This is a genomic window from Kocuria massiliensis (assembly GCF_900169715.1).
Taxonomy (GTDB): Bacteria; Actinomycetota; Actinomycetes; order Actinomycetales; family Micrococcaceae; genus Rothia; species Rothia massiliensis.
On record NZ_LT835161.1, the window covers coordinates 1003624 to 1029925 of the forward strand.

Below are 26302 nucleotides of genomic sequence, written 5' to 3' on the forward strand. Positions count from 1 at the left end.
CGACGTCAGGAAATGACGTCCGCCGACCTCACCCGCAGGGCACGCTCGATGGCGTCACGTCCCTCCATGACCTGTCGGCGGAGTGAATCCTTGCCCTCGCCAAGCTCCACCAGGAATTCCTCCGCGGCGTCGAGGACATCTCGATCCACAATCTGGGGGAACAGCCCCGAGATGATCTGCTGAGAGATCTCGTGGGAGAGCTCGCTCCAGACTCGTTCAATCGACGCGAAGTACCGGTCCACGAAAGGCCGGAGTAATGCATCACGGTTCGTCGCGTTGAATCCGGCAATGGCCGAACGCTGGATCACGTTGGGGAGTTCGTGGTGGTCCACCACCAAGTCCCACACCTTTTCTCTAGCTTCGAGGGTCGGCACGGCGGCCCGAGCCTGAGCGGCGCGCTGAGCGCCGGTCGAGGTGTTGTCTCGTGCTGCGAATTCGTCGACGTCCGTCACGCCTCGGCGGCCGGCGGCGACGAGCGCCGTCAGCATCTTCCAGGCAAGATCCGTATCGATCTCGAGGCCTGGCAGGGTCACGTTTCCGGTGTACAAGCCTTCGAGGGCGTCGAGCTGTTCATCGGTGATCGCGTGCGTTGCGAAGGCCTGCACGAACTGGAGCTGGCGGTCAGATCCTTCGGGGGCGCCCTGCGAAATGTCCCACAGGCGATCGGCGGCCATCTCGCGGGTGTCTTCTTGCGCGTCCGAGCGGACGTACATACGCAACGTGGTGGCGAGATTCCGCAACTGCGTCAGAACCGTGGTGGAATCGGTCTCGGCGTCGATATTATTCAGAACCATTTCCACGAAACGACGGGCCGGAACCTGTCCATCCCGGGTGCTGTTCCATGCCGCGCCCCAGACGACGGCGCGCGGCAGGGACTCCTCGAAATCGCGCAGATGGACCTTGGCGTGGTGGAAGGAAACATCATCGAGCCGAACCTTGGCATAGGCCAGGTCCAGGTCGTTGAGGAGGAGCACCAAGGGACGGGGGCGTCCGGCGACGTCCGGAATTTCCGTCCGCTCTCCGTCGACGTCGAACTCCACGCCGTGAACGCGCACGAGCCGGCCATCGACGACGTCGTAGAATCCGGCCGTCATGCGGTGGGGACGGAGGGTCGGGTGCTCATTGGGCGCCGTCTGAATGACCTCGATGCGAACGATACGGCCTTCGTCGTCCACCTCGACGGAGGGGGTCAATGTGTTGACTCCGGCCGTTTCGAGCCAGGCTTCGGACCACGAACGTAGCTCACGACCAGAGGTGGCCTCGAGTTCCGCCATCAAATCAGCGAGCGTGGCGTTACCCCAGGAATGCTTGTCGAAGTGCTGATGGAGGGCCTTCATGAAGTGCTCTTGCCCGACCCAAGCAACGAGCTGGCGCAATACGGAAGCACCCTTGGCATAGGTGATGCCGTCGAAATTCACCTGAACATCATGGAGGTCCTTGATGTCCGCAACGATGGGATGGGTCGAGGGCAGCTGGTCTTGGCGATAGGCCCACGTCTTCTCCATCGCGGAAAAGGTGGTCCAGGCGTGGGTGAACCGGGTGTTTTCCGCGGCGCTGAGGTGGGACATGAATTCGGCGAACGACTCGTTGAGCCACAAGTCGTTCCACCACTTCATGGTGACCAGGTCGCCAAACCACATGTGTGCGAGCTCGTGCAGCACGGTGATCGCACGACGCTCGATCATCGCGTCGGTGGTCTTGGACCGGAAAATGTAATCCTCGAGGATCGTGACGCAACCGGCGTTCTCCATGGCACCGGCATTGAACTCGGGCACGAAAAGCTGATCGTATTTGGTGAACGGATACGGCACGCCGAATTGTTGTTCGTAAAATTCGAAGCCCTGCTTGGTCAACACGAAAATTTCCTCGGCATCGAGGTAATCCATGAGCGACCGACGAGCGTAGATATTCAACGAAATATTCCGGCCGTCCGAGGACGTCACCTGGTCGGACAGGCTGGAGTACGGCCCCGCGACCAAAGCGGTGATGTAAGAAGAAATTCGGGGTGTCGTGGCAAAGGTCCAGACGTCGGCCTCGGCACCTTCCTCACGTCGTTCCACGGGCTCATTCGAAATGAGAGTCCATGATTTCGGCGCCGTGACGACGAACGTAAATTCGGCCTTGAGATCGGGTTGCTCGAATACCGCGAACATTCGGCGGGAATCGGGAACCTCGAACTGCGTATAAAGGTAGACCTCGTCGTCCACGGGATCGACGAATCGATGAAGACCCTCACCGGTATTGGTGTACATGGCGTCCGCCACCACCGTGAGTTCGTTCTGCTCCGCGAGGTCTGGAAGCTGAATGCGGACGCCGTCGGAAACGGCGGCGGGATCGAGTTCCCGGCCATTGAGCGTGACGGAATGAACCTGGTGCATAATCGCGTCAATGAACGTGGACGAACCGGCCACAGCGTCGAAAGAGACGGTTGTGGTGGAGGTGAAGACGCTCTCCGAGGCGGTCAGGTCGAGGGTGACGCGGTAGGAGTGGACCTTCGTTACGGTCTCCGCGCGCGTCGCGGCTTCCTGACGCGTCAGATTGAGTCCTGGCATGTGTGTCGCCTTTCGAAGTGAAGTTGGTCTGACTCTCAGGCTATTACAGGAGCCGGTAGGCTTGAATCACCCACACGATGTCAGCATCAATTCTCTGAGGACGGATACCAACGTGCGTGTACATATAGCCACCGATCATGCAGGGCTCGAAACGAGCCGCTTCCTCGTCGAATCGTTGACGAGCCTCGGATACGATCTCGTGGACCACGGACCGAGGGAATACGACCCTCTCGATGATTACCCGAGTTTCTGCATTAATGCGGCTCTGGGCGTTCGCGCCGACAGGGAACGCGGGCTCGATTCCCTCGGTATCGTCCTCGGCGGCTCGGGAAATGGTGAGCAAATGGCCGCTAATAAAGTTCGGGGTATTCGCGCGGCCCTTGCATGGAATCACGAGACGGCCGCACTGGCTCGCGAGCATAACGACGCACACATTGTCGCCGTCGGCGGCCGTCAACACACTGTCGAAGAAGCCCTGGAGATCATTAAAGTTTTCCTCTCGACCGAATTTTCGGGCGAGGAGCGCCACGCACGGCGCATTGGGCAAATGGAAGAGTACGAAAATACGGGGCGCATCGCTGGCCACCACCTCGATTCGGATGACTAACTTTTCCGTCGTGGCTCTCGCCAACCGTACGGGCACGGACTAGCCATGCCCGAGGGGCACTCGATTCATCGTCTCGCCCGTCAATTCCAGGACGTCATGGTGGGGTGGAAGCTCCGTGCCACGAGTCCTCAGGGGCGGTTCGCCGAGGGAGCGGCGCTCATCGACGGCGCCACGGCCGTATCGTCCCGCGCCGTCGGAAAACATTTCTTTCTGGAGTTCGATCAACGGCTGACCCTCAACGTACACCTGGGAATGTATGGTGCCTGGACATTTGGTGGCGACGAGACTTTTCGGGCTGCCTCCTCTATTGGGGCGCCCAGAAAGATCGGGGAACGGGAACATGCCGACGAGTCCACGGGGCAGAATTATCACGGTCCGCCACCGCCTCGCCCGACGACCCGCGTCCGCCTCGAGTCCGAGCATGGATGGGCCGACCTCGTGGGAGCCACGACCTGTCGGATCCTGGAGCCTACTGGGGTTGCCGAGGTTTTGCGTCAACTCGGGCCGGACCCTCTAAACCCCGAGGCTGACCCGACCCCATTTCATCAATCCTGCGCCCGAACCTCGCGCCCCATCGCCGCGGTCCTGATGGACCAGAAGGCCATCGCGGGTATTGGCAATATCTATCGTGCGGAGGCGCTCTTTCGGGCTGGCCTCAATCCACACCGCGCGGCCTGCGAGCTGTCCGACGCCCAGATCGACTTGCTGTGGCGCGATACGGCCAAGCTCATGAGCGCGGGGGTGGAACTCGGCCGCATCGTCACGACGGCCCCAGAGCACCGATCCGGCCTAGATGCCGCCGATGCTTGGCCAGACCATGCTCACTACGTATATGGGAGGGCAAGTCAAACCTGTCGCGTGTGCGGAGAACGTTCCGTCGTCGTTGAGGACATGGCCGGACGGAAGCTGTATTGGTGCCGGACCTGTCAGGCCTAGCCATTCCTGCTATTCCTCGTTCTCGTCGATGACGCGGCGGATGTCCTCTTGGCACCTCACCTGGCCATGTTCCGCCGCTTCGACGACGATCTTGTGCTGACGGGCCGTCACCACGGGAACCTCTTTTCCCTGTGAGTCCACGATCGTGACATCCGTGATGGTGTCGCCTTCGGCAAGCAAGGCCTCGTCATTGATGAGTTTCTCGAGATCGTCCCAACGAATCACGCGCCCGGTACCGGCGACGAAAACCGAGCGATCCGAACGGTCTTGATCCTGGCCTCCGAGGTGATTGAAGACGAGGTTCAGAAGCACCGCCATGAGGGTCGCCGAAGAGATTCCCGAATGGAAGATGATGCCGATCCAGGAGGGGAAGCTGTGGTAAAAATTCGGCTCGACGACGGGAATGAGGCCGAAAGCCAACGACACGGCAACAATGATCATATTGAGATTGCCCTCGTATTCGACCTTGGACAACGTGCGGATGCCCGATGCCGCAACCGTGCCAAAGAGGACGACGCCGGCCCCGCCCAGCACCGGGGACGGCACGGCGGCTACCACACCGCCCATGACAGGTAGCAGCCCCAGCAGTACCAGGATGACGCCACCGGCGACCGTCACGAACCGGGACTTGACTCCGGTGATTGCCACGAGCCCGACATTCTGGGCGAAGGCCGATTGGGTGAACGAATTGAAAACCGGAGAAGCCGCAGAGGACAGCATGTCGGCACGCAAGCCATTGGCGATCCGTCGAGAATCCACTTTCGTCCGGACGATCCCACCCACGGCAATGATGTCTGCGGTGGTTTCGGCAAAGGTCACGATGATGACGATGAACATCGAGATGATCGCGGCTATGGAGAACGTCGGGAGGCCAAAAGCGAAAGGCTGAGGGAAAGCGACAATTCCCCGGTCGAGCACGCCCGAAAAGTCGGTCCAACCGAAAATTAGGGACACCACCGTGCCGATGACGATCGCGAGGAGGATGGACAAACGAGAGATCATCGGGACAGGTATTCGGCTCAGAATCAGCACCACGGCCAGTGTTCCGACGGCGATGAGAATATTCCGGGCGCTGCCGTAGTCGCTCGCTTCCGCATCGCCGCCCATGGCCCATCCCGCGGCAACTGGCATCAAAGACAGGCCAATGGTCGTGATGACGGTTCCCGTGACCACGGGCGGGAAAAACTTCACGATGCGAGCAAATGCGGGGGCGACGATCAGACCAATAACTGAGGCCACAATGACCGCGCCGAAGACGCCTTGAAGTCCATCGCCGGCCGCGAGAATCGACGTCATCGTGGCGACGCCGGAGAAGGACACGCCTTGAACCAAGGGCAGCTTGGACCCGAAAAACGGAACGCCAAAGGATTGAAGGATCGTCGCGAGACCACCCATGAACAGACACGAAGCAATCAACACGCTGATGCCACTGCTGTCGAGGCCCGCGGCGTTTCCGATGATCAGGGGAACGGCAATGATGCCGCCGTACATCGTGAGGACGTGTTGGAGTCCGTAGGCGAAGGAATCAGCGACGGGTAAACGCTCATCTTCCGGACGCTTCGTGGTTTCTGGGGGCTGGGTGGTGGATTGCTTGGAAGCCGACATCTGAACTCTCCATCGAGGGTGATGCGCAGCGATGGCTTCACACGCCAAACTCTGGGGGAGGCGGGAGTCTAAGAGCTGCACCGGACTGTTATGTATTCCGTAATACGAAACCAAGTTTTCTTATCGTAAAATCGTAGATCGCCCGAGGTGAGTTGACAAGGACTTTTAGTGATTTTGAACACCTGTTAGAGTTCTTGCTGCCTGTCGAGGGAGATTCCGACGTCAACTTCGAAGGCCGGCGGAGTAGCAGACGCCGTAAAACCTGAGCTGGTGGCTTCTGGTCCCATCTCAGTCGCCACTCCAAGGTCGAAATAGACCGCAGCAATGACGTGGAAGGCGACTGACATGGTGAAGCAACATGAGTTGAAGAACGAATCCCGCGTGGAGGTCACCGCGCATGGTGTGGCCGATCCGGAGAGGTATGGAGGCTCGCGATCCTCGACCGTCTGGATTAAGGACCCCCTCGCGATTCATCTGGGGCGCGGCGTGGATTCGTCCTCAGCGGCACGAGGAATCGTGGTCGACCTCAGCTCGGGAACCATTGTGGAACTCGTGCCGGCCGGTGGCGAACCAACCGGGGGTCCGACGTCGCTGAGGCAAATCGTTGACGCGAGCGAACATGTGGTGACGCCAGGCCTCGTCAATTCGCATCATCACTTTTACCAAACCCTCACCCGTGCATGGGCACCCGTGGCCGACCTGCCTCTTTTCGGCTGGTTAACCAACCTCTATCCCGTGTGGGCTCGCCTCACACCTCGTGCCTTGGAGGTGGCAACAACGGTCGCCATGGCGGAACTGCTCGAATCTGGTTGTACGACGACATCCGATCATCACTACCTTTTTCCGGATGGGTTGGAACATGCCATCGACATCCAGGTGGAGGTGGTGCGTCGCTTGGGCATGAGGGCGACGCTGACTCGCGGTTCCATGTCGCTGGGCGAGAACGAAGGGGGACTGCCGCCTCAAAACACCGTCCAGGACGCGGAAGTGATCCTGGAGGACTCGCGGCGTCTCGTGAATAGCTACCACGAACGTGGTTCAGGGGCTCAGGTGCAGATCGCCTTGGCTCCGTGTTCCCCTTTCTCGGTGACCACGCACCTGATGCGAGACAGCGCCGACTTGGCACAAGAACTCGATGTTCGTTTGCACACCCACCTGGCCGAAACCCTCGACGAAGAGGACTTTTGCAGGGAACGGTTTGGCCTCCGAACGGTGGATTACCTGGATTCCGTGGGATGGCTCGGAGGCAGAACGTGGTTGGCCCACGGCGTACATTTTGATGACGAGGAGATCGCCCGGCTCGGTAGGGCGGGCGTCTCTGTGGCGCACTGCCCGACGTCTAATATGCGGCTGGCCTCCGGGATTGCCCGAGCCGTCGATCTCGAGGAGGCGGGAGTTGCGGTGGGACTTGGGGTCGACGGGTCGGCGTCCAACGACGCATCCAACCTGATACGAGAAGTGCGTCAGGCCCTGTATCTTCAACGACTACGCTTCGGCACCGAGCGGGTGACGAGTCAACGAGTTTTGGACTGGGGGACGCGTGGTTCAGCACGCGCGCTCGGGCGCCAGGATATTGGGAGTATCGAAGTGGGGCGGCAAGCCGATCTGGCCATGTTCCGGCTCGATGGCTTCGCCTTTTCCGGGGCACATGACCCACTTGCCGCGCTGGTGTTGTGCGGCGCGGAGAAGGCCGATCGTGTGATGGTGGCGGGCCAGTGGAAGGTGATGGACGGTCGAGCCATCGGATTGGATCGGGATGCTTTGATGGCCGAACACCGAGAAGAAGCCTTTCGGCTGGTTCATCAGTAGTACGGGAGCGTCCGGCTGGTTAAAGCACAAGGCCCCAACTTCACTGAAGTTGGGGCCTTGTGACCTACGTGGAGGGGATGACGGGAATCGAACCCGCGTAATCAGTTTGGAAGACTGAGGCTCTACCATTGAGCTACATCCCCGTGCGAACCTCGACTATATAACCCCAATCGAGAACGGTTCGTCAAATCCGCCTCTGAACCGTGTCGCGGGAAAAATTCGCGGATTCCCGATTTGGCGCATAAACTAGCCTTTGCCTCACGGGGCGTAGCGCAGTGGCTAGCGCGCCTGCTTTGGGAGCAGGAGATCGCAGGTTCGAGTCCTGTCGCCCCGACGTTGGAACACCGGCTCTGGTGGATACGGCCGACTTCGCTGTATCTGTGCCGCTTACGGTGTGACTCTGACACCTGAAGATTGCAGAGCAATTCGACACGTCCGGCACCCCGCCGGACGGAAACCGTCCCCGACTTGTAGGAGATCAACGGAAGTGAAGACCGCCGTCGAGAAACTGAACCCGACCCTGGCCAAGATCCAGGTGGATGTTCCTTTCGAGGAATTCAAGCCGTTTCTCTCCAAGACGTACAAGGAACTGGCTGAGCAGATCCAGATGCCGGGCTTCCGCAAGGGAAAGATTCCGAACCAGCTCATTGAGCAGCGCGTCGGCTTCGATTTCGTCGTCGAGAATGCCCTCAACGAGGGCCTGAACGGTTTCTACCAGCAGGCCTTGACCGAAAATGAGCTGACCCCGCTGGCTCAGCCCGAGGTCGAGGTTCAGCAGAAGCCCGAAGAGAACGCTCGCGAAGCGGACGTCTCCGTGTCGATTCAGGTTGTTGTTCGCCCCGAGGTTGAGTTGCCGGATTACTCCGGCCTTAAGGTCGAGGTCGACGCCGCAGAGGTCACCGCCGAAGACGAGCAGAAGGCGCTCGACGAGCTCCGCGGCCGTTTCGGAACGCTGAAGGCCGTAGACCGTCCCGCCGCTGAAGATGACTTCGTGACCCTCGATCTCAACGCCATGATCGGTGACGAAGAGGTCGACGCCGCGAACGATCTCTCCTACCAGGTGGGCGCTGGCACCATGCTCGACGGATTGGACGAAGCCATTACTGGCCTCTCCGCCGACGAGGATGCGACCTTCGAGACCACTCTCGCTGGTGGCGAGCACTCGGGCGAGGCCGCGACCGTCAAGGTTAAGGTCACCGCCGTCAAGGAGCGCGAGCTTCCCGAGGCCGATGACGAGTTCGCTCAGATGGCTTCCGAATTCGACACGATCGAAGAGCTCAAGGAAGACCTGAAGAAGCAGGCCGCTCAGGGCAAGGTCGTCGAGCAGGGTAACGCCGCTCGCGACAAGGTTCTCGAGCGCCTCCTCGAATTGGTCGAGGTGCCGGTCCCGGAGAAGGTCATCGAAGACCAGATGGAGCAGCACTTCAAGCAGGAGAACTCCGAGCAGGACCACGACACTGAGGAGCACCGCGCCGAGGTTCGGGAGAACACCGAGCGTGCATTCCGTAACGAGGTCGTGTTGGACGCGATCGCCGATAAGGAAGAGGTCGGCGTCGAGCAGTCCGAACTGATCGACTACATCATTTCGATGTCTTCGCAGTACGGCATGGACCCGAACCAGTTCGCTCAGATGCTGGATTCCTCCGGTCAGGCCGGCATGATGGTCGGCGAGGTTCGCCGCTCCAAGGCGCTGGCCAGCGTGTTGGAGAAGGCAGAGGTCGTGGACACCGAGGGTAACTCCGTGGACCTCTCCTCCTACATCAAGCCGCAGGGCGACGGCGAGACCGTCGAAGCTGAGAAGGACTCCGAAGCGGACGCTTCCTAACTCCTAGGCTTTGGAGCGCGGCCCTCAGCACACACAGGGTTGCGCGACATTCACCTCATGAAGGCGCCCCACCGGGTTTCGGTGGGGCGCCTTTGGCGTACGTTGCAACGTCGGCTCGGAAAGGGCCGACAGCGAAACCATGTCGGCCGAGACGGTTAACTGGAACGCCAACAGCGAACTATTGAGGAGTACCCAGGCCTGAAGGGCCAACGACTACTAGTGTCGAAGGCAGCATACGAGGCCCACCCGATGTGTTTTTACGAGGTGGGCGACGTCGAACATCGAGAGAGGTCAATAGCACCATGGCTCATAACCTTCCTTACGGCGAGAGCACCGCGCGGGATACATCCAGCGGCCGTCCCATGATGAGTCGGGAAGCAGGAAACGGTCAGGACGACCACGTATATAACCGTCTCCTCAAAGAACGCATCATTTGGTTGGGTTCGGAGGTCCGTGACGACAACGCCAACCTCATCTGCTCCCAGATGCTCTTGCTGTCCTCTGAGGATCCCAGCTCAGACATCTACCTGTACATTAACTCGCCGGGTGGATCGATCACGGCGGGCATGGCCATCTACGACACGATGCAGTTGATTCCGAACGACGTCGTAACCATTGCCACCGGCATGGCGGCCTCGATGGGGCAGTTCTTGCTCTCCTCCGGAACCCCGGGGAAGCGCTACGCCACGCCGAACGCTCGTATCCTCATGCACCAGCCTTCGGGCGGCATTGGGGGTACCGCGTCCGATATCCGGACCCAGGCCGAATTGATCCTCTCCATGAAGCGTCGGCTCTCGGAACTCACCGCCGAGCAAACGGGCAAGACCGTGGAACAGATTCTGGAAGACAACGACCGGGACAACTGGTTTACGGCCGACGAGGCCCTCGAATACGGATTCTTTGACCACATTGCGCAGAGCGCCAACTCCGTGGCCGGTGGCGGCGGAACGCTCAAGGACGAGAAGTAGGGCATACCGCGGCGTTATGCCCGGAGACCACGTCAAAGATTTTTGGAGGAGAAACACTCATGAACTTCACTTCACCGCAGCCGCAGGGGCCCCAGGCCGCCGGCGTTGAGATGCCCAGCAACCGATACGTGCTTCCGAGCTTCGAGGAGCGGACTCCCTACGGCTACAAGCGCCAGGATCCGTATGCGAAGCTCTTCGAGGATCGCATCATCTTCCTCGGTGTACAGGTTGACGACGCGAGTGCCGACGACATCATGGCTCAGCTCTTGGTTCTGGAGGCCCAGGACCCTGATCGCGACATTACGATGTACATCAACTCGCCGGGCGGTTCCTTCACCGCGATGACGGCCATTTACGACACGATGCAGTACATCCGGCCGGAGATTCAGACCGTATGCCTGGGCCAGGCCGCTTCGGCCGCATCCGTGCTTCTGGCCGCGGGTACTCCCGGCAAGCGTTTGGCCTTGCCGAACGCCCGCGTGCTGATTCATCAGCCCGCTTTGGCCGGTCAGCAGGGTGGTCAGGCGTCGGACATCGAGATTCACGCCAATGAGGTCATGCGCATGCGCACCTGGTTGGAGGACACCCTCGCTTTGCACTCCGGGAAGAAATCCGCCGAGGTGAATAAGGACATCGAGCGAGACAAGATTCTGACCGCCAAGGACGCCTTGGACTACGGACTGATCGATCAGGTCTTGGATTCGCGAAAGATCAATAAGCCGCAGATCAACACGGCGGACTAGTCACCGAATGGGCGACATCATGTGTCGCAACGAGACGGCGTCGGAACCCGGAAACACGCCGGGGCCGACGCCGTCGTCGTGCTCACGGTGACCTCACGCGCCGCAGTGTGACGCACCGTGTGAAGCTCTAAAACTCCTGGTGAACCTTGCCGGCAAACTTGCCGAGGAGAGCGTCACAAGGTGCTTCAGCATGTAGCCTAGGAGGGCGAGTCATGTACGCCGCACGGAGACGGCGAAGATTCGCGACGCACCACCTTCAGGAATGAGGAGCCAGCATGTCGAGAATCGGTGAAAGCACCGACCTCCTAAAGTGTTCTTTCTGTGGAAAGTCCCAAAAGCAGGTGCGGAAGCTCATCGCGGGACCCGGCGTGTACATCTGTGACGAGTGCATTGAGCTGTGCAACGAGATCATCGAAGAAGAGCTGGCCGAGGTGGCCGAGATTACGTCGATGGAGTTGCCCAAGCCTCGAGAGATTTTCGAATATCTGCAGGAATTCGTCATCGGACAAGAGCCCGCCAAGCGGGCACTGTCGGTAGCGGTGTACAACCACTACAAACGAATTCAGGCCAAGGATTCCGTCACGCCACAGAGCGGTGAATCCCTCCTTGCCACCGGTGGCGAGGATGTTGACCTCGCCAAGTCGAATATTCTCCTGGTGGGCCCCACCGGCTCCGGTAAGACGTATTTAGCCCAGACGCTTGCTAAGAAGCTCAACGTCCCGTTTGCCATGGCCGATGCCACGAGCCTGACGGAAGCCGGCTACGTCGGCGAAGACGTCGAAAATATCCTTCTCAAGCTCATTCAGGCCGCCGACTACGACGTCAAGAAGGCCGAAACAGGCATCATCTATATCGACGAGATCGACAAGATCTCTCGGAAGTCTGAGAATCCCTCGATTACACGAGATGTCTCCGGTGAAGGCGTGCAACAGGCCCTCCTGAAAATTCTGGAAGGCACCGTCGCCGCGGTTCCTCCCCAGGGAGGCCGTAAACATCCGCAACAAGAATTCCTGCAGATCGACACCACCAATGTGTTGTTCATTGTTGCTGGCGCCTTTGCCGGCCTGGAAGAAATCGTGGGTTCGCGCGTCGGCAAAAAGGGAATTGGATTCGGAGCTCCGATTCAGGAAGCCTCCAAAGAATCAGACATTCTCCGGAAGCTTCTTCCGGAAGATCTCCTCAAATTTGGCCTTATTCCTGAATTCATCGGACGCTTGCCTGTCCTCACCAGTCTCTCTGGCTTGGACGTCGAAACCCTCAGCCGGGTTCTCACGGAACCCCGAAACGCTCTCATCAAGCAATATAAGCGCATGTTCGCATTGGACGATGTCCACCTCGAGTTTGAGGATGGGGCAGTCCGTGCCGTCGCCGAACTCGCCGCGCAGCGTGGAACAGGTGCCCGTGGCCTCAGGGCCATCCTGGAAGACCTCCTGCAACCCGTCATGTTCGACATTCCCTCCAGGGAGGAGATCGCGCAGGTCATTGTGACCGAGAAAGTGGTCACCGACGGCGAGGAGCCTACCTTGGTTACGCGCGTTTCTGACGATCGGAAGAAATCGGCGTCATAGGCAAAGGACGACACATTCGCGTTTGATGGTGACATGCATCATATGATTTGGTCACGATCCGGTTACAAACCGGGTGTCGCCGGTATTTCTGATTAAGGTTTGATCAAGATTCTTCGGTGAGCTTGAGCGGCCTCCGGGCGCGTGCTTAAGTAGATCTCGGCTCAACGAGAAATACCGGAGGAGATGAGATGCATCGTATCGTCAGAATTGCTGTTTCCATTTTCCTTTTGGTGACATCTTTTTTCGTGATCACCGTGTTGAGGGATCACGGGATGCTCTCGTCTTCGGAGCAAGCCGGTGGCTTTGCCATTATGGCGGTCGTAATCGGAGGTATTCGCGCGGTCATGTAAGCGGCGGATTGCCGTCAGGGATTTGATCATGAGATCCACACCAAGGATTCCGTTACCGCCGAGACTCTGCTGTTTGCCGGTGGGCTCATGTATGCCTGGCTCACCCTGGGAATTCTGGTCGGTACCGGGGGAGTGAGCCCTAGCTACGAAGAGGTCATCAAGCCGTTTCTCGGATGGGCCTCGCTGGTCGTCGTGGGGTTGACTGTAGTCCTGTATTGCATGGGTACGTACCGTCTTCGTCGGGGAGAGTTCTCGCTCGGTGGACGCAGCTCGGATGAGCGTCGTGAGCAAGTGGCCCGTGAATTGACTCACCGTTGGCGGGCATAAAACTCACGGCTCGTTCGTTGAACTCTCCGAAAGATCGATGATGCATCGAATAGCAATCTGGCAGGAGAGAACGAAACATGACTCAGCATGCTGAATACTGGTTTGACCCGATTTGCCCTTGGGCTTGGATGACCTCCCGGTGGATGACTGAGGTCTCCCAGATTCGCGACGTCGAGGTGACCTGGCATCCGTTTAGCTTGGCAATCCTCAACGAGGGCAAGGACCTCGACCCCGGATACCGGAAGCACATCGATGATTCGGTGGGCCCGGCTCGCGTGGCCATGGCCGTTCGCGAAGAAGCCGGCCAGGAGAAGGTCAAAGCGTTCTACGACGCCGTCGGGACGGCGATCCACCCAGAGAACACGGGTGAAGAAGACAGCCGCCAGCGGTACCGGAAGGCCATCGACAAGGCCCTCGCGGAGGTCGGCCTGCCAGGGGAGCTTGGTGAATACGCGGATCAAGACGTCTACGACGAAAAGCTCCGTGAATCCAACGCTCGAGCTTTGGGTCTCGTGGGCGACGACGTCGGAGTACCGATCATTTCGATCGACGGCACGGCCTTCTTCGGCCCCGTGATGTCACCGGCTCCCAAGGGGGAAGAGGCTGGCCGAGTGTGGGACGGTGCGGTGGCCCTGGCCTCGTACCCAGGTTTCTTCGAACTCAAGCGGTCCAGGACCACCGGACCCATCTTCGACTAATTCCCTGACGAGTCTCGCGAAGAGCGCCGGGCCTTCTTGGCCTGGCGCTTTTCTTGTGTGCTGGCCCAGGTGTAATTGAGAGCTTCGTCTGAGGTATAGGAAATCATGGCGAATACTTGGCTGGCCATCAATACAAAGACCGCGTACACATTGGAGGAATCTCCCGTGTCGGTCACGATCTGAACCGCGATGATGATGAAGCTGATGCACAGCAGCGCCAACAAGATCTGCCGCGCCCGGTTATGGCCTCGCAGCACGTTGATCGCCAGCAACACCTGAAGGATCGCGGCCACGGTGATGGCCAGGGAAGCGCCGGCCACCACAAAGGTCCAGAAGTCGCTTCCGGTGTCGGTGCCAAAATTCTCGGCGGATGCCAGCAGATCGGTGGAAAGGTTCTCCTGAACACCGGGTCGGTAGAACAGCATGAGGGTCCGCACGATTTGCAACAGAGCCACCAGGGTGACGAGTGCGCCGGCAATCCAGACGTCGGGCGGCGTCTTTTTGGCCAATTCCGCGATGTTCCGGTGCTTCTGGTCGGGATCGCGATCTGACTCGCTCTCGTGATCGCCGGGAACAACCTCGTCGAGATCAAGGATCGGCAGGTGCCCGTCGGTCTTGATCTCGTCACCGCCACCGTTACGCGAATTGTAGTCACCCATAAAGTTCTCGAGCCGGTCCTCGGTGACTTCCGGGTTCTTGTACTGGATGGTGGAGACGACGTAGTCACGCTCGAGGTCGGTATCGGAATCGACCTTGTGGGTCACCTGAAAAGTGAACAGGGATACGCCGACGGCGTTGTCGTACGTCGCAGCGGCCAGCCAATTGACCTTTTTGCCGCCGGGGAGGCTCCAGTCTTTGGGCGTTTTCCAGAAACGGACGTGGTGCCGCTTGCTGGGATTCCCGTTGACCTCTTGCTGGTACGCAAAATCCTGCTGGCGGCCGAACAGCAGAAGCGGACTCACCGGTGCTTCTGGGTAGGAGGATTTGCGTACGGAGGACACGATGATGCGCCAGGAACTCTTGAGGGTCACAGGTTCGGCTTTGGTCCACCCCGCGCGCGTCATGGCCTCGTGAATGTCATCCTCTTCGGCAATGAGCGCGAGGTTGACCGGGTCGCCTAGAAGCCCATCGCCCGTTTGCGTGCGCCCAAAAAAATAGTTGGGCACGTAGATGTTGGTGAGGATGCGGTGCATCCGGGGGAGGGTCAGGTACGAAGCGAGCGCCCAAAAAATCAAGATAAAGAGCACGGACCACCAGCTCAGGTGGACGGCTTCGGTCAGGGAGACGACGGCGAGCCACAGGCCTGCTAACCCAGCGAAAATGAAGTAGACCTGGTCCGAAAAGCCGTTGAAGAGTCGGCGTCCATCGGCAAATTGTTGTTTGATGCGGCTTTCACCGGTCTTGTCGGTGTCGCCTTGATAGACGGGGTAATTCGGGTCGTCCCGCATGCTTGTCCTGCTTTCTTCCGGCCGAAGCCTGCCCCGCAGCACGTGTGTGACTGCCGGGCAGGCTGCCGGAGGTGGTTCCGGTGCGTGGTCCACCAGGGGGTGGGGTTGCTGGTTACTCCCCGGGGATCAGCTCGACCGCGGAGACTGCTAGCTCACCCTCGGCTTCGGTCAGCGTGAGTTCTTGAGCATTGCCGGCTGCCTTGAGATCGCCGATTCCCGCGCGGAGCTGATCCAGCTGTCTTGCGGGTCCGGAGATGGTGGCCGAGGCAACTTCGGTGCGTTGCTTGACCTTGGCTTCCGACTTGGACTTGCGTAGCCCCGAAAGGGCCTGTCCCACCACGGTGAGCACCTCGATATCTCCGGCGGAGGCGACGTCGTCCCAGCCCTGCGACGTCGGCCAGGAAGAGCGATGCACCGAGCCTTCCCGCCACCAAGACCACACTTCTTCGGTCGCGAACGGCAGGAAGGGGGCGAAGAGCCGCAAAACGGCGTCGAGTGTCGTCGCCAGAGCCGCGTGCACCGAGGCCTGCTCTTCCGGCCCGCGAGCGCCATAGGCGCGGTCCTTGACCAGCTCGACGTAGTCGTCGGTGAAGGTCCAGAAGAAGGACTCGGTCAACTGCAATGCCCGAGCGTATTCATAGTTGTTGAAGGCATCGGTGGCCGCCTCGATGACCTGCCGCAGCTGGGCCAAGAGGGAACGGTCGAGGCCTTGAGTCACGACGTCGGCAGATACTCCACGGCCGATGACGGAAGACTGGTCCACGCCCTGCATGAGCACGAACTTCGAGGCGTTGAGCAGCTTGATGGCCAAGCGACGCCCAATTTTCATTTGGCCCTCGTCGTAGGCGGTGTCGGCGCCCAAGCGGGCCGAGGCGGCCCAGTACCGTACGGCATCGGCCCCGTGATTCTTCAGAACCTCGTCGGGCACGACGACATTGCCCTTCGACTTGGACATTTTCTTCCGGTCGGGGTCAAGGATCCATCCCGAAAGGGCCGTGTTGGTCCACGGAATCGTTCCGGCGAGGGTCTCGGCGCGCACCACGGAGCTGAATAGCCAGGTCCTGATGATGTCGTGGCCCTGGGGGCGGAGATCCATGGGGAAAGTGACCTTGTGGAGGTCCGGATTCACGGCCCAACCCGTGGCGATTTGCGGGGTCAGGGAGGACGTGGCCCAGGTGTCGAGCACATCGGGGTCGGCTGTGAAGCCTCCCGGCTGGTCACGTTGCGATTCCTGGTATCCGTTGGGGGCTTGCGCGGCCGGGTCGACGGGCAGTTGAGCCTCGTCGGGGATAATGGGGCGATCGTATTGAGGGTCGCCGTTGTCGTCGAGCGCGTACCACAGCGGGAAGGGAACGCCGAAAAACCGCTGACGGGAGATCAGCCAGTCACCGTTGAGCCCTTCGACCCAATTTTCGTACCGGGAACGCATGAAGCTTGGATGCCATTGAATTTCGCGGCCGCGTTCGATGAGGTCTTGCCGACGGTCCGCGTCTCGTCCGCCATTGCGGATGTACCACTGGCGCGAAGTCACGATCTCCAGGGGCTTGTCGCCCTTTTCGTAGAACTTCACCGGGTGCTTGATGGGCTTGGGATCGCCATCCATCTCGCCGGACTCAACGAGCATTTCAACGACGGCCTTCTGAGCCGAAAAGACTGTGGCTCCTGCCAGGCGCTCGTACCGTTCACGTGCGGACGGTTCGGTGATCCACTCAGGCGTTTCACGGGAGAATCGACCATCCCGACCAATGAGCGCACGGGTGTCCAAGTTGAGTTCGCGCCACCAGGTCACGTCGGTCGTGTCACCGAACGTACAGATCATGGCGATTCCGGAGCCCTTGTCGGGTTGTGCAAGCGTGTGGGCCTTGACCGGAACATCCACCCCAAACAGCGGAGAAGTCACGGTCGTCCCGAACAGGTCCTGGTACCGCTCGTCATCGGGATGAGCCACCAAAGCGACACAGGCAGGCAACAGCTCGGGTCGAGTGGTTTCGATCCACACGGGGTCCCCGTTGGGGCGGTGGAAGCTCACGCGGTGGTATGCGCCGTCGCGCTCTTTATCCTCGAGCTCCGCCTGCGCGACCGCGGTGCGGAACGTGACGTCCCACATGGTCGGAGCTTCCGCCATGTAGGCGTTACCGGCCTCCAGGTCTTTGAGGAAAGCGAGCTGGGAAACCTTGCGGGAGTGGTCATCAATGGTGCGGTACGTGCGCTTCCAGTCCACCGAAAGGCCGAGCGTCATGAACAGGTGCTCGAAGACTTTTTCGTCGTCCACGGCGAGCTCTTCACACAGTTCGATGAAGTTCGCACGGGAGATGACGTCCCAGTCGCGTTGGTTCTTGGCGGGCTTCTCCGGGGGACGATAGCCCTCGATGTAGGGCTTGGAGGGGTCGCAACGGACGCCGTAGTAGTTCTGGACGCGGCGTTCGGTGGGCAGACCGTTATCGTCCCAGCCCAAGGGGTAAAAGACGTTCTTGCCGGTCATGCGTTGGTAGCGCGCGATGACGTCGGTCTGTGTGTAGGAGAACATGTGGCCGACGTGAAGTGATCCCGACGCCGTCGGAGGCGGCGTATCGATCGAGTACACGGATGCACGATCGGTGTTCTCGTCAAATGCGTAGGTTTCTTGTTCGCGCCACTGACGCGAATATTTTTCCTCGAGCCCTTCGAGTCCGGGCTTGTCGGGAACGGTCACTGTGGTGGGCGTGTCTGTGCCCTGCGTGTTTTCAGCCATGGGGACATTCTGTCACGCTCGGCTCTTTCTGATACGGACGGTGAGACGCGTCATGACGTGCCGGTACGTATCGTGCAATGTTTGACCCGCGACGGGCTGGTGATTTGTAGGCTGGACTCATGACCTCACCACGTGCGCAGTCCACCCATCGTTCTCACCACGTCGCCGTCGTGACCGGCGCTAGCTCCGGAATCGGACGTGAAACGGCCCGTCAGCTCGCCGAACTAGGCTGGACCGTCTATGCGGTTGCCCGCCGAGTCGAACGTCTGGAAGGCCTGGCCGAGGAAACCGGCGTTATTCCCCACCCGCTGGATATCACGGACGCCGACGGCGCACGGGAACTCGCCGAGCGCGTCATCCAAGAACAGGGGACCGTGGATACCTTGGTCAATATTTCGGGTGCGGCCTTCGGCACGGACAACGTCGGTGAGGGCAACCCCCAAGATTGGGAGGCGATGTACCGATTGAACGTGCTGGGAACGTTGCACATGGTGCAAGCCTTTCTCCCCGCGTTACGTGCCAACGGTGAAGGAACGATTTTCAACCTCACCTCGACGGCGGCAGAGGCCGCCTATGAGGGCGGAGGCGGTTACAACGCCGCGAAGTTTGGTGAACGGGCCCTGACGCGTGCGTTGCGACTCGAAGAGGCGGAGCATAATGTGCGCGTCCTGGAGCTGGCTCCGGGCATGGTGCACACCGAAGAATTTTCGGTCAATCGCCTCGGAGGTAACGAAGACGCCGCTGAGAAGGTCTATGAGGGCGTCGACAAACCGTTGACCGCCGAAGATGTTGCGCGAGTTGCGGTTTTCTCGTTGACATTGCCGCATCACATTAACCTGGACTCGATCACGATGCGCCCCGTCGCGCAAGCGGCCCAGCACAAAGTCATCCGCTCCACGGATCGGTAACTCATGGACCACGACGGTGCAGCATCGACCCATCTTGTGGCGTGTGGGCACGGAACTCGGGACCCACGAGGGCAAGAAACGATGGCCGCACTCGTCCGGACCATTGCGCAACTCGCGGACGGGCCCGTACACGGGGCCTCCGTGGATGTTCAGGAGCCGGCAGTCGGCGACGTCGTCGAAAGTTTGCCCCCGGACTCTCGATGCCTGGTGATGCCACTGCTCCTGTCCACCGGGTTTCACACGAACGTGGACCTGATGCGTGCGGCGGAGCGACGGAGAACATCGGGCGGCCACGATAAGGGATCAGGGCCAGCGCTCGTCTCCGCGCCCCTTGGCCCATCCGCCGATCTGGCGCGGCTGCAGGCTCGCAGGCTCCAAGAGCGTGGATGGCACAGAGACCACCCTGTGGTCATGGGCGTCGTCGGCTCGTCGGTCGCCGCTGGGCGGACCGATGCCCTAAAGCAAGCGGATTTCCTCAGCAAAGAACTCGGTATCCCCGTACGCGTGGGGTATGGTGCGGCGGCGAAACCGACCGTGAGCGAAGCGATCCAAGAGCTTAGCTCTGGGGGAGACCGGACGGTCTACGTCTCCTCATACATCCTGGCACCGGGAATATTCCAGGACCGGTTGGAGCGCACCAGCGCACGCGTCGCGGGACCATTACTGCACATCTCCGACCTAGAATCGTTGGAGCTCGTCGCACACCTAGCCTTGGCCCGAGCCCGCGAAAAATTACGCGATTAGGCCCGGACGCATTCCGGCCGTTGCCATTAGCGCCGACCAGGCGACATGACCCGCAATATGTCCGAAGCCATGACGCCACGTGACGTGGTCTGTGACCTCCCGAGACCTTGTATTGATGCGTGTTGAGAGGCACTTTCCCCAAGCCATCCCGTGTTCCTAGAGTTCCATCATGGTTTCAGACACACGGGAAAGCGCGGGGAGTAACAACGCGACGAAACGGCGCGCGAAAAAGCCCAACGCACAGTGGAAAATCGACGGCACCGCCCCGATGAACCACAATGAAGAATTCAAACTCGACGACAACGGTCTCAACGTGCGCGAACGCATCGAAAGCACCTACGCCGCCGAAGGCTTCGACGCAATCACCGACGACGACCTCCACGGAAGATTCCGCTGGTGGGGTCTCTACACCCAACGGCGTCCAGGAATCGACGGCGGGCGCACCGCCACCCTCGACACCCGCGAACTCGAAGACCGCTACTTCATGATGAGAATCCGCCTCGACGGCGGAACCCTCACCCGCGAGCAACTACAAACCATCGCCGGTATCTCGGAAGAATTCGCCCGGGGTACCGCGGACCTCTCCGACCGGCAAAACATCCAACTGCACTGGATCCGCATCGAAGACGTCCCCGAAATCTGGCGGCGACTCGAAAACGTCGACCTCTCCACAACCGAAGCATGTGGCGACGTCTCCCGCGTCATCCTCGGATCACCCGTGGCCGGCGTCTCAGAGGACGAAATCCTCGACCCCACCCCAGTAATTCAAGAGATCCGAAACCGTTTCATCGGAGATCCCGAGCTGTCCAACCTGCCCCGCAAATTCAAGACGGCGATCAGCGGCCACCCGAGCCAAGACGTGGTCCACGAAATCAACGATATTTCCCTCATCGGAATCGACCACCCCGAGTACGGTCCCGGATTCGACCTGTGGGTCGGCGGCGGATTGTCTACCAACCCCAAATTGGCCCTGCGGCTTGGAGCCTTCGTACGCCCCGAGCAAGCCCCCGAGGTCTGGCACGGCGTCATCCGGATCTTCCGTGACTACGGATACCGGCGGCTGCGCAACCGCGCACGCCTCAAATTCCTCATGCAAGATTGGGGACCCGAAAAATTCCGCGAGGTCCTAGAAACCGAATACCTCGGATACCAGTTGAGCGATGGCCCTGCACCGCCCACGCCACAGCACCCGGGCGACCACGTCGGGGTGCACCGCCAAAAGGACGGCAAAAATTACATCGGGCTCAGCCCCGTCGTCGGACGAGTCAACGGCGGAACCCTGCGAGCGCTCGCGGACCTCATGGAACAGTACGGAACCTCCCGTCTGCGGACGACGCCGTATCAAAAGGTTGTGGTGCTGGACATCGATCCTTCCGCTTCGGACGAGTTCGTGGAGAAGGCCCGGGAACTCGGGCTCGAGGCCACACCGTCGGTTTTCCGGCGAGACACGATGGCCTGCACCGGACTGGAATTTTGCAAGCTCGCGATCGTCGAGACCAAGGCGACGGCGGCCAGGATCGTGTACGACCTGGAAAGGCGCCTTGCGGACGTGAGAGAGGAGTTGCCGGAGCAATTAACCCTTTACATCAACGGCTGCCCGAACTCGTGTGCCCGCATCCAGACAGCCGACATTGGCCTCAAAGGGCAGCTCATCCCCGATGGCAATGGCGGACAAACATCGGGCTTCCAGGTCCACCTGGGCGGGGGTTTGGCGGATCATCACAACGACGGCGCTGGAGGGCTCGGCCGTACCGTCCGAGGACTCAAGGTCGCCTCCGACGACGTCGCCGAATACGTCGATCGAGTGGTCCGGCGTTACATTTCGAGCCACTCGTCCGGCGAGTCGTTCGCCCAGTGGGCACATCACGCGACCGAGGAGGAACTGGTATGACACAGCTCCGAGAATCACGATTGCAAGAAGCAGCACAGGATGCCTCGCACGCGCTCGGCGAGAACGCGGCGGCTGAGGAAGTCATCGATTGGGTTGCGCAGAATTTCGACACTCATCAGGTGGCGGTGGCATGTTCCATGGCCGACGCCGTGCTTCCCGCTTTGGTTGCGGAGCGTTTGCCAGGCGTGGACGTGCTATTCCTCGACACCGGATATCACTTTGGTGAAACCCTCGGGACCCGTGACCTCGTGCAAGAGAAACTGGACGTCAATGTCGTCGACCTCACCCCGGAATTGTCCGTGGCCGAGCAGGACGCCGAGTACGGCAAGGACCTCTTTGCGAGGGACCCTGCGGCGTGCTGCCGGATGCGCAAGGTTGAGCCCCTCAATAAGGCACTGAGCGGCTACGAGGTGTGGTTCACGGGCGTTCGTCGAGACGAAGCCCCGACGCGAACCAATACGCCCCTGATCACCTGGGACGATTCCCACCGGCTCATCAAGGTTAATCCGCTGGCGACCTGGAGCTTCGACGATCTCGTCGACTACGCGAATGAACATCAAGTACCCGTGAACATGTTGCTCACCAACGGGTATCCCTCGATCGGGTGCGAACCGTGCACACGACCCGTAGCTGAGGGTGAAGATCCGCGGTCCGGCCGTTGGGCCGGCTCCTCCAAAACGGAATGCGGAATTCACCTGTGAACCAGCCACGACTGACGAAGGACACCATGACCACAACCCTCGACCCCACCCGGGCCCCAACCGATGTCGAATTAACCGACCTCGATCTCCTGGAGGCCGAAGCCATCCACATCATCCGAGAAGTCGTCGCCGAGTTCGAACGACCCGCCATGCTCTTTTCGGGCGGTAAAGATTCGGTCGTGATGACTCATCTGGCGGCCAAGGCGTTCTTCCCGGCGCGGATACCCTTTCCGCTGGTCCACATAGATACGGGACATAATTTCCCCGAAGTACTGGACTTCCGAGATCGCACCGCGCAGCGTCTTGGAACCCGCCTGGTCGTCACGTCGGTGCAGGATTACCTGGACCGAGGCGAACTCATGGAACGCCCCGACGGCACGCGAAACACCCTGCAAACCGTTCCTTTGTTGGACACCATCGCCAATAACGGCTTTGATGCGGTATTCGGCGGGGGACGTCGCGATGAAGACAAAGCTCGGGCCAAGGAACGAGTTTTGAGCCTTCGGGACGACTTCGGTCAATGGGACCCGCGATCGCAACGCCCTGAACTGTGGAACCTCTACAACGGACGTCACGCGCCCGGACAGCACGTTCGAGCGTTCCCGCTCTCCAACTGGACGGAACTCGACGTATGGCGCTACATCGAGCGAGAAGACATCGACCTTCCTTCGCTGTACTTTGCCCACGTCAGGGACACCTTCGAACGTGACGGCATGATCCGAGCCGTGGGCGAGCATTCTCAACCAACCGGCGATGAGCCCGTCGCGCCTCGACTCGTGCGGTACCGAACCGTCGGCGACATGTCTTGCACCGGCGCGGTCCTGTCCGAGGCCAGATCCGCTCACGACGTCGTCAAGGAAGTCGCGGTGACGACAGTGACCGAACGGGGAGCCACCCGAGCGGATGACCGCATCTCAGAGGCCGCAATGGAAGACCGCAAGAAGGATGGCTATTTCTAATGAGCAGCACCGATACCCTCGCCGCGACGTCTGCGGATACCCGTACTCTCTTCCGGTTTGCCACGGCGGGCTCCGTCGACGACGGCAAGTCGACTCTCGTCGGGAGGCTCCTGTACGACGCCAAAGCCATTTTGGCGGACCAGCTCGACGCCGTGGCACGCACCTCGGCGGATCGTGGATTCGGGGATGACGAGAACGGGCTGGACCTCGCTCTCCTCACCGACGGACTCCGCGCGGAACGCGAACAAGGCATCACGATCGATGTGGCGTACCGATACTTCGCGACAGACGCGCGGAATTTTGTGCTCGCAGACTGCCCCGGACACGTGGAATACACCAAGAACACCGTGACCGGCGCCTCAACCGCCGACGCCGTCGTCCTGCTCGTCGACGCACGTCACGGGGTCCTAGAACAGACTCGCCGCCATCTGGCCGTGGCGAGTCTCCTACGGGTTCCTCACGTCGTCGTCGCCGTCAACAAGATCGACCTGATCGACTACGACGAAGCGACCTTCACGTCCATCGTTCAAGATCTGGAGGACATCGCCCGGGAACTGGGTGTCGAGGAACGGCTCCGGGCCGTCCCCGTCTCGGCTCTTCGCGGTGACAACATCGTGACGACTTCCGATCGCACACCGTGGTACACGGGGCAGACTCTTCTGAGCCTCCTGGAAACCCTTCCGGGACAATCTCGACTCATGCGCGCGGCAGAACCCTTCCGTATGGCCGTGCAGTCCGTGATTCGACCGCAGGGTGGCGTGGCGCCAGGAGTCGACGCCAGTGAATTCCGCGATTTTCGAGGCTATACCGGGCAGGTCACCTCGGGATCCGTCCGAGTGGGGGACGAGATTCGGGTCGCCGCTTCCGGTAGCACGGCCCGCGTCACCGCCATCTGGAACGGGAACACCCGGCTTGAAGTCGCGCTTCCGCCCCAATCCGTGACCCTCGAAATCGACGCAGACCTGGATATCGCTCGCGGCACACTCTTGTGTGCTTCGGACTCCGTGCCCGTCACACGCAACAGCTTCACTGCGAAACTGGCCTGGCTTTCAGACCGGAAGGTGACGGCAGGGACCCATGTACTGATCAAGCACGGAACCTTGACCGTCAAAGCTCTTGTGGCCACGATCGACGGACGATTGGACCTGGAAGGCCTGGACGACCGCCCAGCCGAATCTCTCGGACTCAACGACATCGGGACCGTGACCCTGCGAACGGCCGCGCCGCTTCCAATCGAGGACTACCAAGATCACCGACATACCGGCTCATTCCTAGTCATCGATCCGCACAGTGGAGACACCTGGGGAGCCGGAATTTCCCGGCTACAGTCCCCTGACAGCTCACCCGATGTGCCGGCGGGAACCCATGAATAGCCCACGCGACACCACGACCTATCCCGTCGGTCTGTCTCTCACAGGCCGCGAAGTGTTGGTTGTTGGGGGAGGGCCAGTAGCCTCCCGGCGCGTCAAGGGTCTCCTAGCAGAACGGGCCACGGTTCACGTGGTCGCCCCCGAGGCCGATGAATCGATCCGTCGTGCGGCCGAGCGCGGTGATCTCACCTGGTCCGCGCGAGGTGTTCGGGCTACGGATATCGATTCGGCCTGGCTCGTCTTCGCACATACGTCCTCCCCAGACACGCAGAATTTCGTGGCTGAGGAAGCGGAACGGCGGAAGAGATTCTGCGTCAAAGGTGGAGACACCGCGGGTAGCGCCCACGTCGGCGCCGTCGCACGGTGGAATGGCGTGACAGTAGGGGTCAACGCCAGTCGGGACCCACGACGAGCGGCAACGGCTGCGGCTCACATCCAAGGAGCCCTCGAAACCGGGAAGATTCCTACCCGAGCCGTTCGCACGAGCGCCCCACAGCCGGAAGCTCAGGCCCCCGGGACCGTGGCACTCGTGGGCGGCGGTCCGGGAGATACCGGGCTCCTCACAGTTCGCGGACGTTTCCTCTTGTCTGGCGCCGACGTCGTCGTCGCAGACCGGCTCGGCCCTCGACAGGTGCTCGCCCAGCTCCCGGAGACGACGCACATCATCGAGGTGGGCAAACAACCAGGACATCACCCGGTCACGCAGGATGAGATCAACCGGATTCTCGTCCGAGAAGCACAGAAAGGGCAGCGGGTCGTCCGGCTCAAAGGCGGCGACCCGTTCGTCTTCGGTCGCGGGGGAGAAGAAGTTGAATACTGTGCCGAACACGGCATTGCCACGGAGGTCGTGCCCGGAGTTACTTCAGCCGTTTCCGTACCCGCCGCCGCTGGAATACCCCTGACCCACCGTGGCATCGCGTCAGGCTTCAGCGTGCTCACGGGCCATCAGAACATCCATCACCTACCCTCAGGAAGCGACCACACCCTCGTCATCCTCATGGGAGTCGGCACCCTCGCCACACTCGTCCAAAGCCTCCTCTCCACGGGACGCCGCGCAGACACCCCGGTCGCCATCGTGGAAAGAGGCTGGACCGACCGCCAGCGCACCACGATCGGACAACTCGGAAATATCCACCATATTGCCGCGAAAGTCGGCGTCGAGTCACCCGCCGTCACGGTCATTGGCGACGTCGTGAAGCTCTCGCCCGCATATCCGGGCCACACCGGCGCAAACCCCGAGGTGGACGCTTCAGCTCGCACCCTCACAAGCAACATTTTTGCCTCGTCAGGGTTAGACAGGAAAGACCCATCTGCCTAGACTGAGAGACGGTGCGAAGACCCGGCGATCACCGGCGAGCAATCCGGAAGAACGGGCAGTACCTGTGTTCTCCCATCGATGCGTTGCGGCGCGGGAGACCACGGAATAGATACAGCCTCATTAGACCCGGACGGGTAGGCCCGAGACAGCCGTCATGAAGCGGCCGTTGCCGCTGAGACATTCTCGCGGTGGCCTCCATGGCCACCGCGAGGCGTCCCGGCGTCCACGGCAAGTGAGGTGGTAC

Annotated in this window: 21 protein-coding genes and 2 tRNA genes; 17 read left to right on the top strand and 6 right to left on the bottom strand. The window is 60.6% G+C overall.

All coding sequences use genetic code 11. The features are described from left to right. Nucleotides 1-5: 5 nt before the first annotated feature. A complete protein-coding gene (gene pepN, locus B9Y51_RS08860) occupies nt 6-2552 on the bottom strand; it encodes an aminopeptidase N (protein ID WP_085529441.1) in 2547 nt (848 codons plus the stop codon). 112 nt (nt 2553-2664) lie between these two features. Here pepN and B9Y51_RS08865 point away from each other — a divergent pair, with 112 nt between their 5' ends. Next, nucleotides 2665-3159 (top strand): ribose-5-phosphate isomerase, encoded by a 495-nt coding sequence (locus B9Y51_RS08865; RefSeq protein WP_085529735.1) that lies wholly within the window; start codon nt 2665-2667, stop codon nt 3157-3159. Between the two features lie 45 nt (nt 3160-3204). Further along, nucleotides 3205-4095 (top strand): Fpg/Nei family DNA glycosylase, encoded by an 891-nt coding sequence (locus B9Y51_RS08870; RefSeq protein WP_085529442.1) that lies wholly within the window; start codon nt 3205-3207, stop codon nt 4093-4095. A gap of 9 nt (nt 4096-4104) precedes the next feature. On the opposite strand, the gene B9Y51_RS08875 is transcribed toward B9Y51_RS08870, so the two are convergent. Beyond that, entirely contained in the window at nt 4105-5700 is a 1596-nt protein-coding gene (locus tag B9Y51_RS08875) for a nucleobase:cation symporter-2 family protein (RefSeq protein WP_048678165.1), read from the bottom strand. Between the two features lie 185 nt (nt 5701-5885). Beyond that, a complete protein-coding gene (locus B9Y51_RS11180; protein WP_153245882.1) occupies nt 5886-6047 on the bottom strand; it encodes a hypothetical protein in 162 nt (53 codons plus the stop codon). Here B9Y51_RS11180 and B9Y51_RS08880 point away from each other — a divergent pair. Then, on the top strand, nt 6046-7509 hold the full coding sequence (locus B9Y51_RS08880; RefSeq protein WP_085529736.1) for an 8-oxoguanine deaminase: 1464 nt from the start codon (nt 6046-6048) through the stop codon (nt 7507-7509). The genes B9Y51_RS11180 and B9Y51_RS08880 overlap by 2 nt on opposite strands. Before the next feature lie 69 nt (nt 7510-7578). On the opposite strand, the gene B9Y51_RS08885 is transcribed toward B9Y51_RS08880, so the two are convergent. Further along, nucleotides 7579-7652, bottom strand: a tRNA-Gly gene (locus B9Y51_RS08885). Between the two features lie 118 nt (nt 7653-7770). Here B9Y51_RS08885 and B9Y51_RS08890 point away from each other — a divergent pair. The 7 genes from B9Y51_RS08890 (at nt 7771) to B9Y51_RS08920 (ending at nt 13988) form a co-directional block, all read left to right on the top strand. Next, nucleotides 7771-7843, top strand: a tRNA-Pro gene (locus tag B9Y51_RS08890). A 153-nt stretch (nt 7844-7996) separates the two neighbouring features. Then, a complete protein-coding gene (gene tig / locus B9Y51_RS08895) occupies nt 7997-9334 on the top strand; it encodes a trigger factor (RefSeq protein WP_085529443.1) in 1338 nt (445 codons plus the stop codon). A gap of 365 nt (nt 9335-9699) precedes the next feature. Continuing rightward, the gene (locus B9Y51_RS08900; protein ID WP_048678593.1) at nt 9700-10302 is read left to right on the top strand and encodes an ATP-dependent Clp protease proteolytic subunit; all 603 of its coding nucleotides are present in this window, start codon (nt 9700-9702) and stop codon (nt 10300-10302) included. Nucleotides 10303-10361: 59 nt separating this feature from the next. Then, on the top strand, nt 10362-11045 hold the full coding sequence (locus tag B9Y51_RS08905; protein ID WP_085529444.1) for an ATP-dependent Clp protease proteolytic subunit: 684 nt from the start codon (nt 10362-10364) through the stop codon (nt 11043-11045). Between the two features lie 275 nt (nt 11046-11320). Next, entirely contained in the window at nt 11321-12613 is a 1293-nt protein-coding gene (gene clpX / locus B9Y51_RS08910) for an ATP-dependent Clp protease ATP-binding subunit ClpX (protein WP_048678170.1), read from the top strand. Between the two features lie 437 nt (nt 12614-13050). Next, nucleotides 13051-13290 carry a hypothetical protein gene (locus B9Y51_RS08915; protein WP_085529445.1) on the top strand — a complete coding sequence of 80 codons (240 nt, stop codon included), beginning with the start codon at nt 13051-13053 and terminating at the stop codon, nt 13288-13290. A gap of 77 nt (nt 13291-13367) precedes the next feature. Further along, nucleotides 13368-13988, top strand: a complete 621-nt coding sequence (locus tag B9Y51_RS08920) for a mycothiol-dependent nitroreductase Rv2466c family protein (RefSeq protein WP_085529446.1) — start codon at nt 13368-13370, stop codon at nt 13986-13988. Here the strand turns inward: B9Y51_RS08920 and B9Y51_RS08925 are convergent. Both B9Y51_RS08925 and valS read right to left on the bottom strand, forming a co-directional pair. Beyond that, nucleotides 13985-15436 (bottom strand): LssY C-terminal domain-containing protein, encoded by a 1452-nt coding sequence (locus B9Y51_RS08925; protein ID WP_065424193.1) that lies wholly within the window; start codon nt 15434-15436, stop codon nt 13985-13987. The genes B9Y51_RS08920 and B9Y51_RS08925 overlap by 4 nt on opposite strands. A gap of 112 nt (nt 15437-15548) precedes the next feature. Continuing rightward, on the bottom strand, nt 15549-18167 hold the full coding sequence (gene valS, locus B9Y51_RS08930; protein WP_085529447.1) for a valine--tRNA ligase: 2619 nt from the start codon (nt 18165-18167) through the stop codon (nt 15549-15551). 119 nt (nt 18168-18286) lie between these two features. Here valS and B9Y51_RS08935 point away from each other — a divergent pair, with 119 nt between their 5' ends. The 7 genes from B9Y51_RS08935 to cobA all read left to right on the top strand — a co-directional run bounded on the left by B9Y51_RS08935 (nt 18287) and on the right by cobA (nt 26058). Beyond that, on the top strand, nt 18287-19075 hold the full coding sequence (locus B9Y51_RS08935) for an SDR family oxidoreductase (protein ID WP_048678178.1): 789 nt from the start codon (nt 18287-18289) through the stop codon (nt 19073-19075). Between the two features lie 3 nt (nt 19076-19078). After that, nucleotides 19079-19819 (top strand): sirohydrochlorin chelatase, encoded by a 741-nt coding sequence (locus B9Y51_RS08940; protein ID WP_085529448.1) that lies wholly within the window; start codon nt 19079-19081, stop codon nt 19817-19819. A 169-nt stretch (nt 19820-19988) separates the two neighbouring features. After that, on the top strand, nt 19989-21710 hold the full coding sequence (locus B9Y51_RS08945; protein WP_085529449.1) for a nitrite/sulfite reductase: 1722 nt from the start codon (nt 19989-19991) through the stop codon (nt 21708-21710). Beyond that, nucleotides 21707-22411 carry a phosphoadenylyl-sulfate reductase gene (locus tag B9Y51_RS08950; RefSeq protein WP_085529450.1) on the top strand — a complete coding sequence of 235 codons (705 nt, stop codon included), beginning with the start codon at nt 21707-21709 and terminating at the stop codon, nt 22409-22411. The genes B9Y51_RS08945 and B9Y51_RS08950 overlap by 4 nt, the downstream gene beginning before the upstream one ends. Nucleotides 22412-22437: 26 nt before the next feature. Beyond that, nucleotides 22438-23370, top strand: coding sequence for a sulfate adenylyltransferase subunit CysD (gene cysD / locus B9Y51_RS08955; protein ID WP_085529737.1), 933 nt, complete (start codon nt 22438-22440; stop codon nt 23368-23370). Beyond that, complete coding sequence (locus B9Y51_RS08960; protein WP_085529451.1) at nt 23370-24743, top strand: sulfate adenylyltransferase subunit 1; 1374 nt, start codon at nt 23370-23372, stop codon at nt 24741-24743. The genes cysD and B9Y51_RS08960 overlap by 1 nt, the downstream gene beginning before the upstream one ends. Further along, nucleotides 24736-26058 (top strand): uroporphyrinogen-III C-methyltransferase, encoded by a 1323-nt coding sequence (gene cobA, locus B9Y51_RS08965; RefSeq protein ID WP_053089912.1) that lies wholly within the window; start codon nt 24736-24738, stop codon nt 26056-26058. The genes B9Y51_RS08960 and cobA overlap by 8 nt, the downstream gene beginning before the upstream one ends. The last annotated feature ends 244 nt before the right edge of the window (nt 26059-26302 follow it).

Excerpts from the sequence above, each read along its gene's own strand:
- clpX (WP_048678170.1), top strand. The coding sequence starts at position 11,321 with ATGTCGAGAATCGGTGAAAGCACCGACCTCCTAAAGTGTTCTTTCTGT.
- cobA (WP_053089912.1), top strand. The coding sequence starts at position 24,736 with ATGAATAGCCCACGCGACACCACGACCTATCCCGTCGGTCTGTCTCTC.
- B9Y51_RS08960 (WP_085529451.1), top strand. The coding sequence starts at position 23,370 with ATGAGCAGCACCGATACCCTCGCCGCGACGTCTGCGGATACCCGTACT.
- B9Y51_RS08950 (WP_085529450.1), top strand. The coding sequence starts at position 21,707 with ATGACACAGCTCCGAGAATCACGATTGCAAGAAGCAGCACAGGATGCC.
- valS (WP_085529447.1), bottom strand. The coding sequence starts at position 18,167 with ATGGCTGAAAACACGCAGGGCACAGACACGCCCACCACAGTGACCGTT.
- pepN (WP_085529441.1), bottom strand. The coding sequence starts at position 2,552 with ATGCCAGGACTCAATCTGACGCGTCAGGAAGCCGCGACGCGCGCGGAG.
- B9Y51_RS08905 (WP_085529444.1), top strand. The coding sequence starts at position 10,362 with ATGAACTTCACTTCACCGCAGCCGCAGGGGCCCCAGGCCGCCGGCGTT.
- B9Y51_RS08925 (WP_065424193.1), bottom strand. The coding sequence starts at position 15,436 with ATGCGGGACGACCCGAATTACCCCGTCTATCAAGGCGACACCGACAAG.
- B9Y51_RS08900 (WP_048678593.1), top strand. The coding sequence starts at position 9,700 with ATGAGTCGGGAAGCAGGAAACGGTCAGGACGACCACGTATATAACCGT.
- cysD (WP_085529737.1), top strand. The coding sequence starts at position 22,438 with ATGACCACAACCCTCGACCCCACCCGGGCCCCAACCGATGTCGAATTA.
- B9Y51_RS08940 (WP_085529448.1), top strand. The coding sequence starts at position 19,079 with ATGGACCACGACGGTGCAGCATCGACCCATCTTGTGGCGTGTGGGCAC.
- B9Y51_RS08870 (WP_085529442.1), top strand. The coding sequence starts at position 3,205 with ATGCCCGAGGGGCACTCGATTCATCGTCTCGCCCGTCAATTCCAGGAC.
- B9Y51_RS08945 (WP_085529449.1), top strand. The coding sequence starts at position 19,989 with ATGGTTTCAGACACACGGGAAAGCGCGGGGAGTAACAACGCGACGAAA.
- B9Y51_RS08915 (WP_085529445.1), top strand. The coding sequence starts at position 13,051 with ATGTATGCCTGGCTCACCCTGGGAATTCTGGTCGGTACCGGGGGAGTG.
- B9Y51_RS08935 (WP_048678178.1), top strand. The coding sequence starts at position 18,287 with ATGACCTCACCACGTGCGCAGTCCACCCATCGTTCTCACCACGTCGCC.
- B9Y51_RS08920 (WP_085529446.1), top strand. The coding sequence starts at position 13,368 with ATGACTCAGCATGCTGAATACTGGTTTGACCCGATTTGCCCTTGGGCT.
- B9Y51_RS11180 (WP_153245882.1), bottom strand. The coding sequence starts at position 6,047 with ATGTCAGTCGCCTTCCACGTCATTGCTGCGGTCTATTTCGACCTTGGA.
- B9Y51_RS08880 (WP_085529736.1), top strand. The coding sequence starts at position 6,046 with ATGGTGAAGCAACATGAGTTGAAGAACGAATCCCGCGTGGAGGTCACC.
- B9Y51_RS08875 (WP_048678165.1), bottom strand. The coding sequence starts at position 5,700 with ATGTCGGCTTCCAAGCAATCCACCACCCAGCCCCCAGAAACCACGAAG.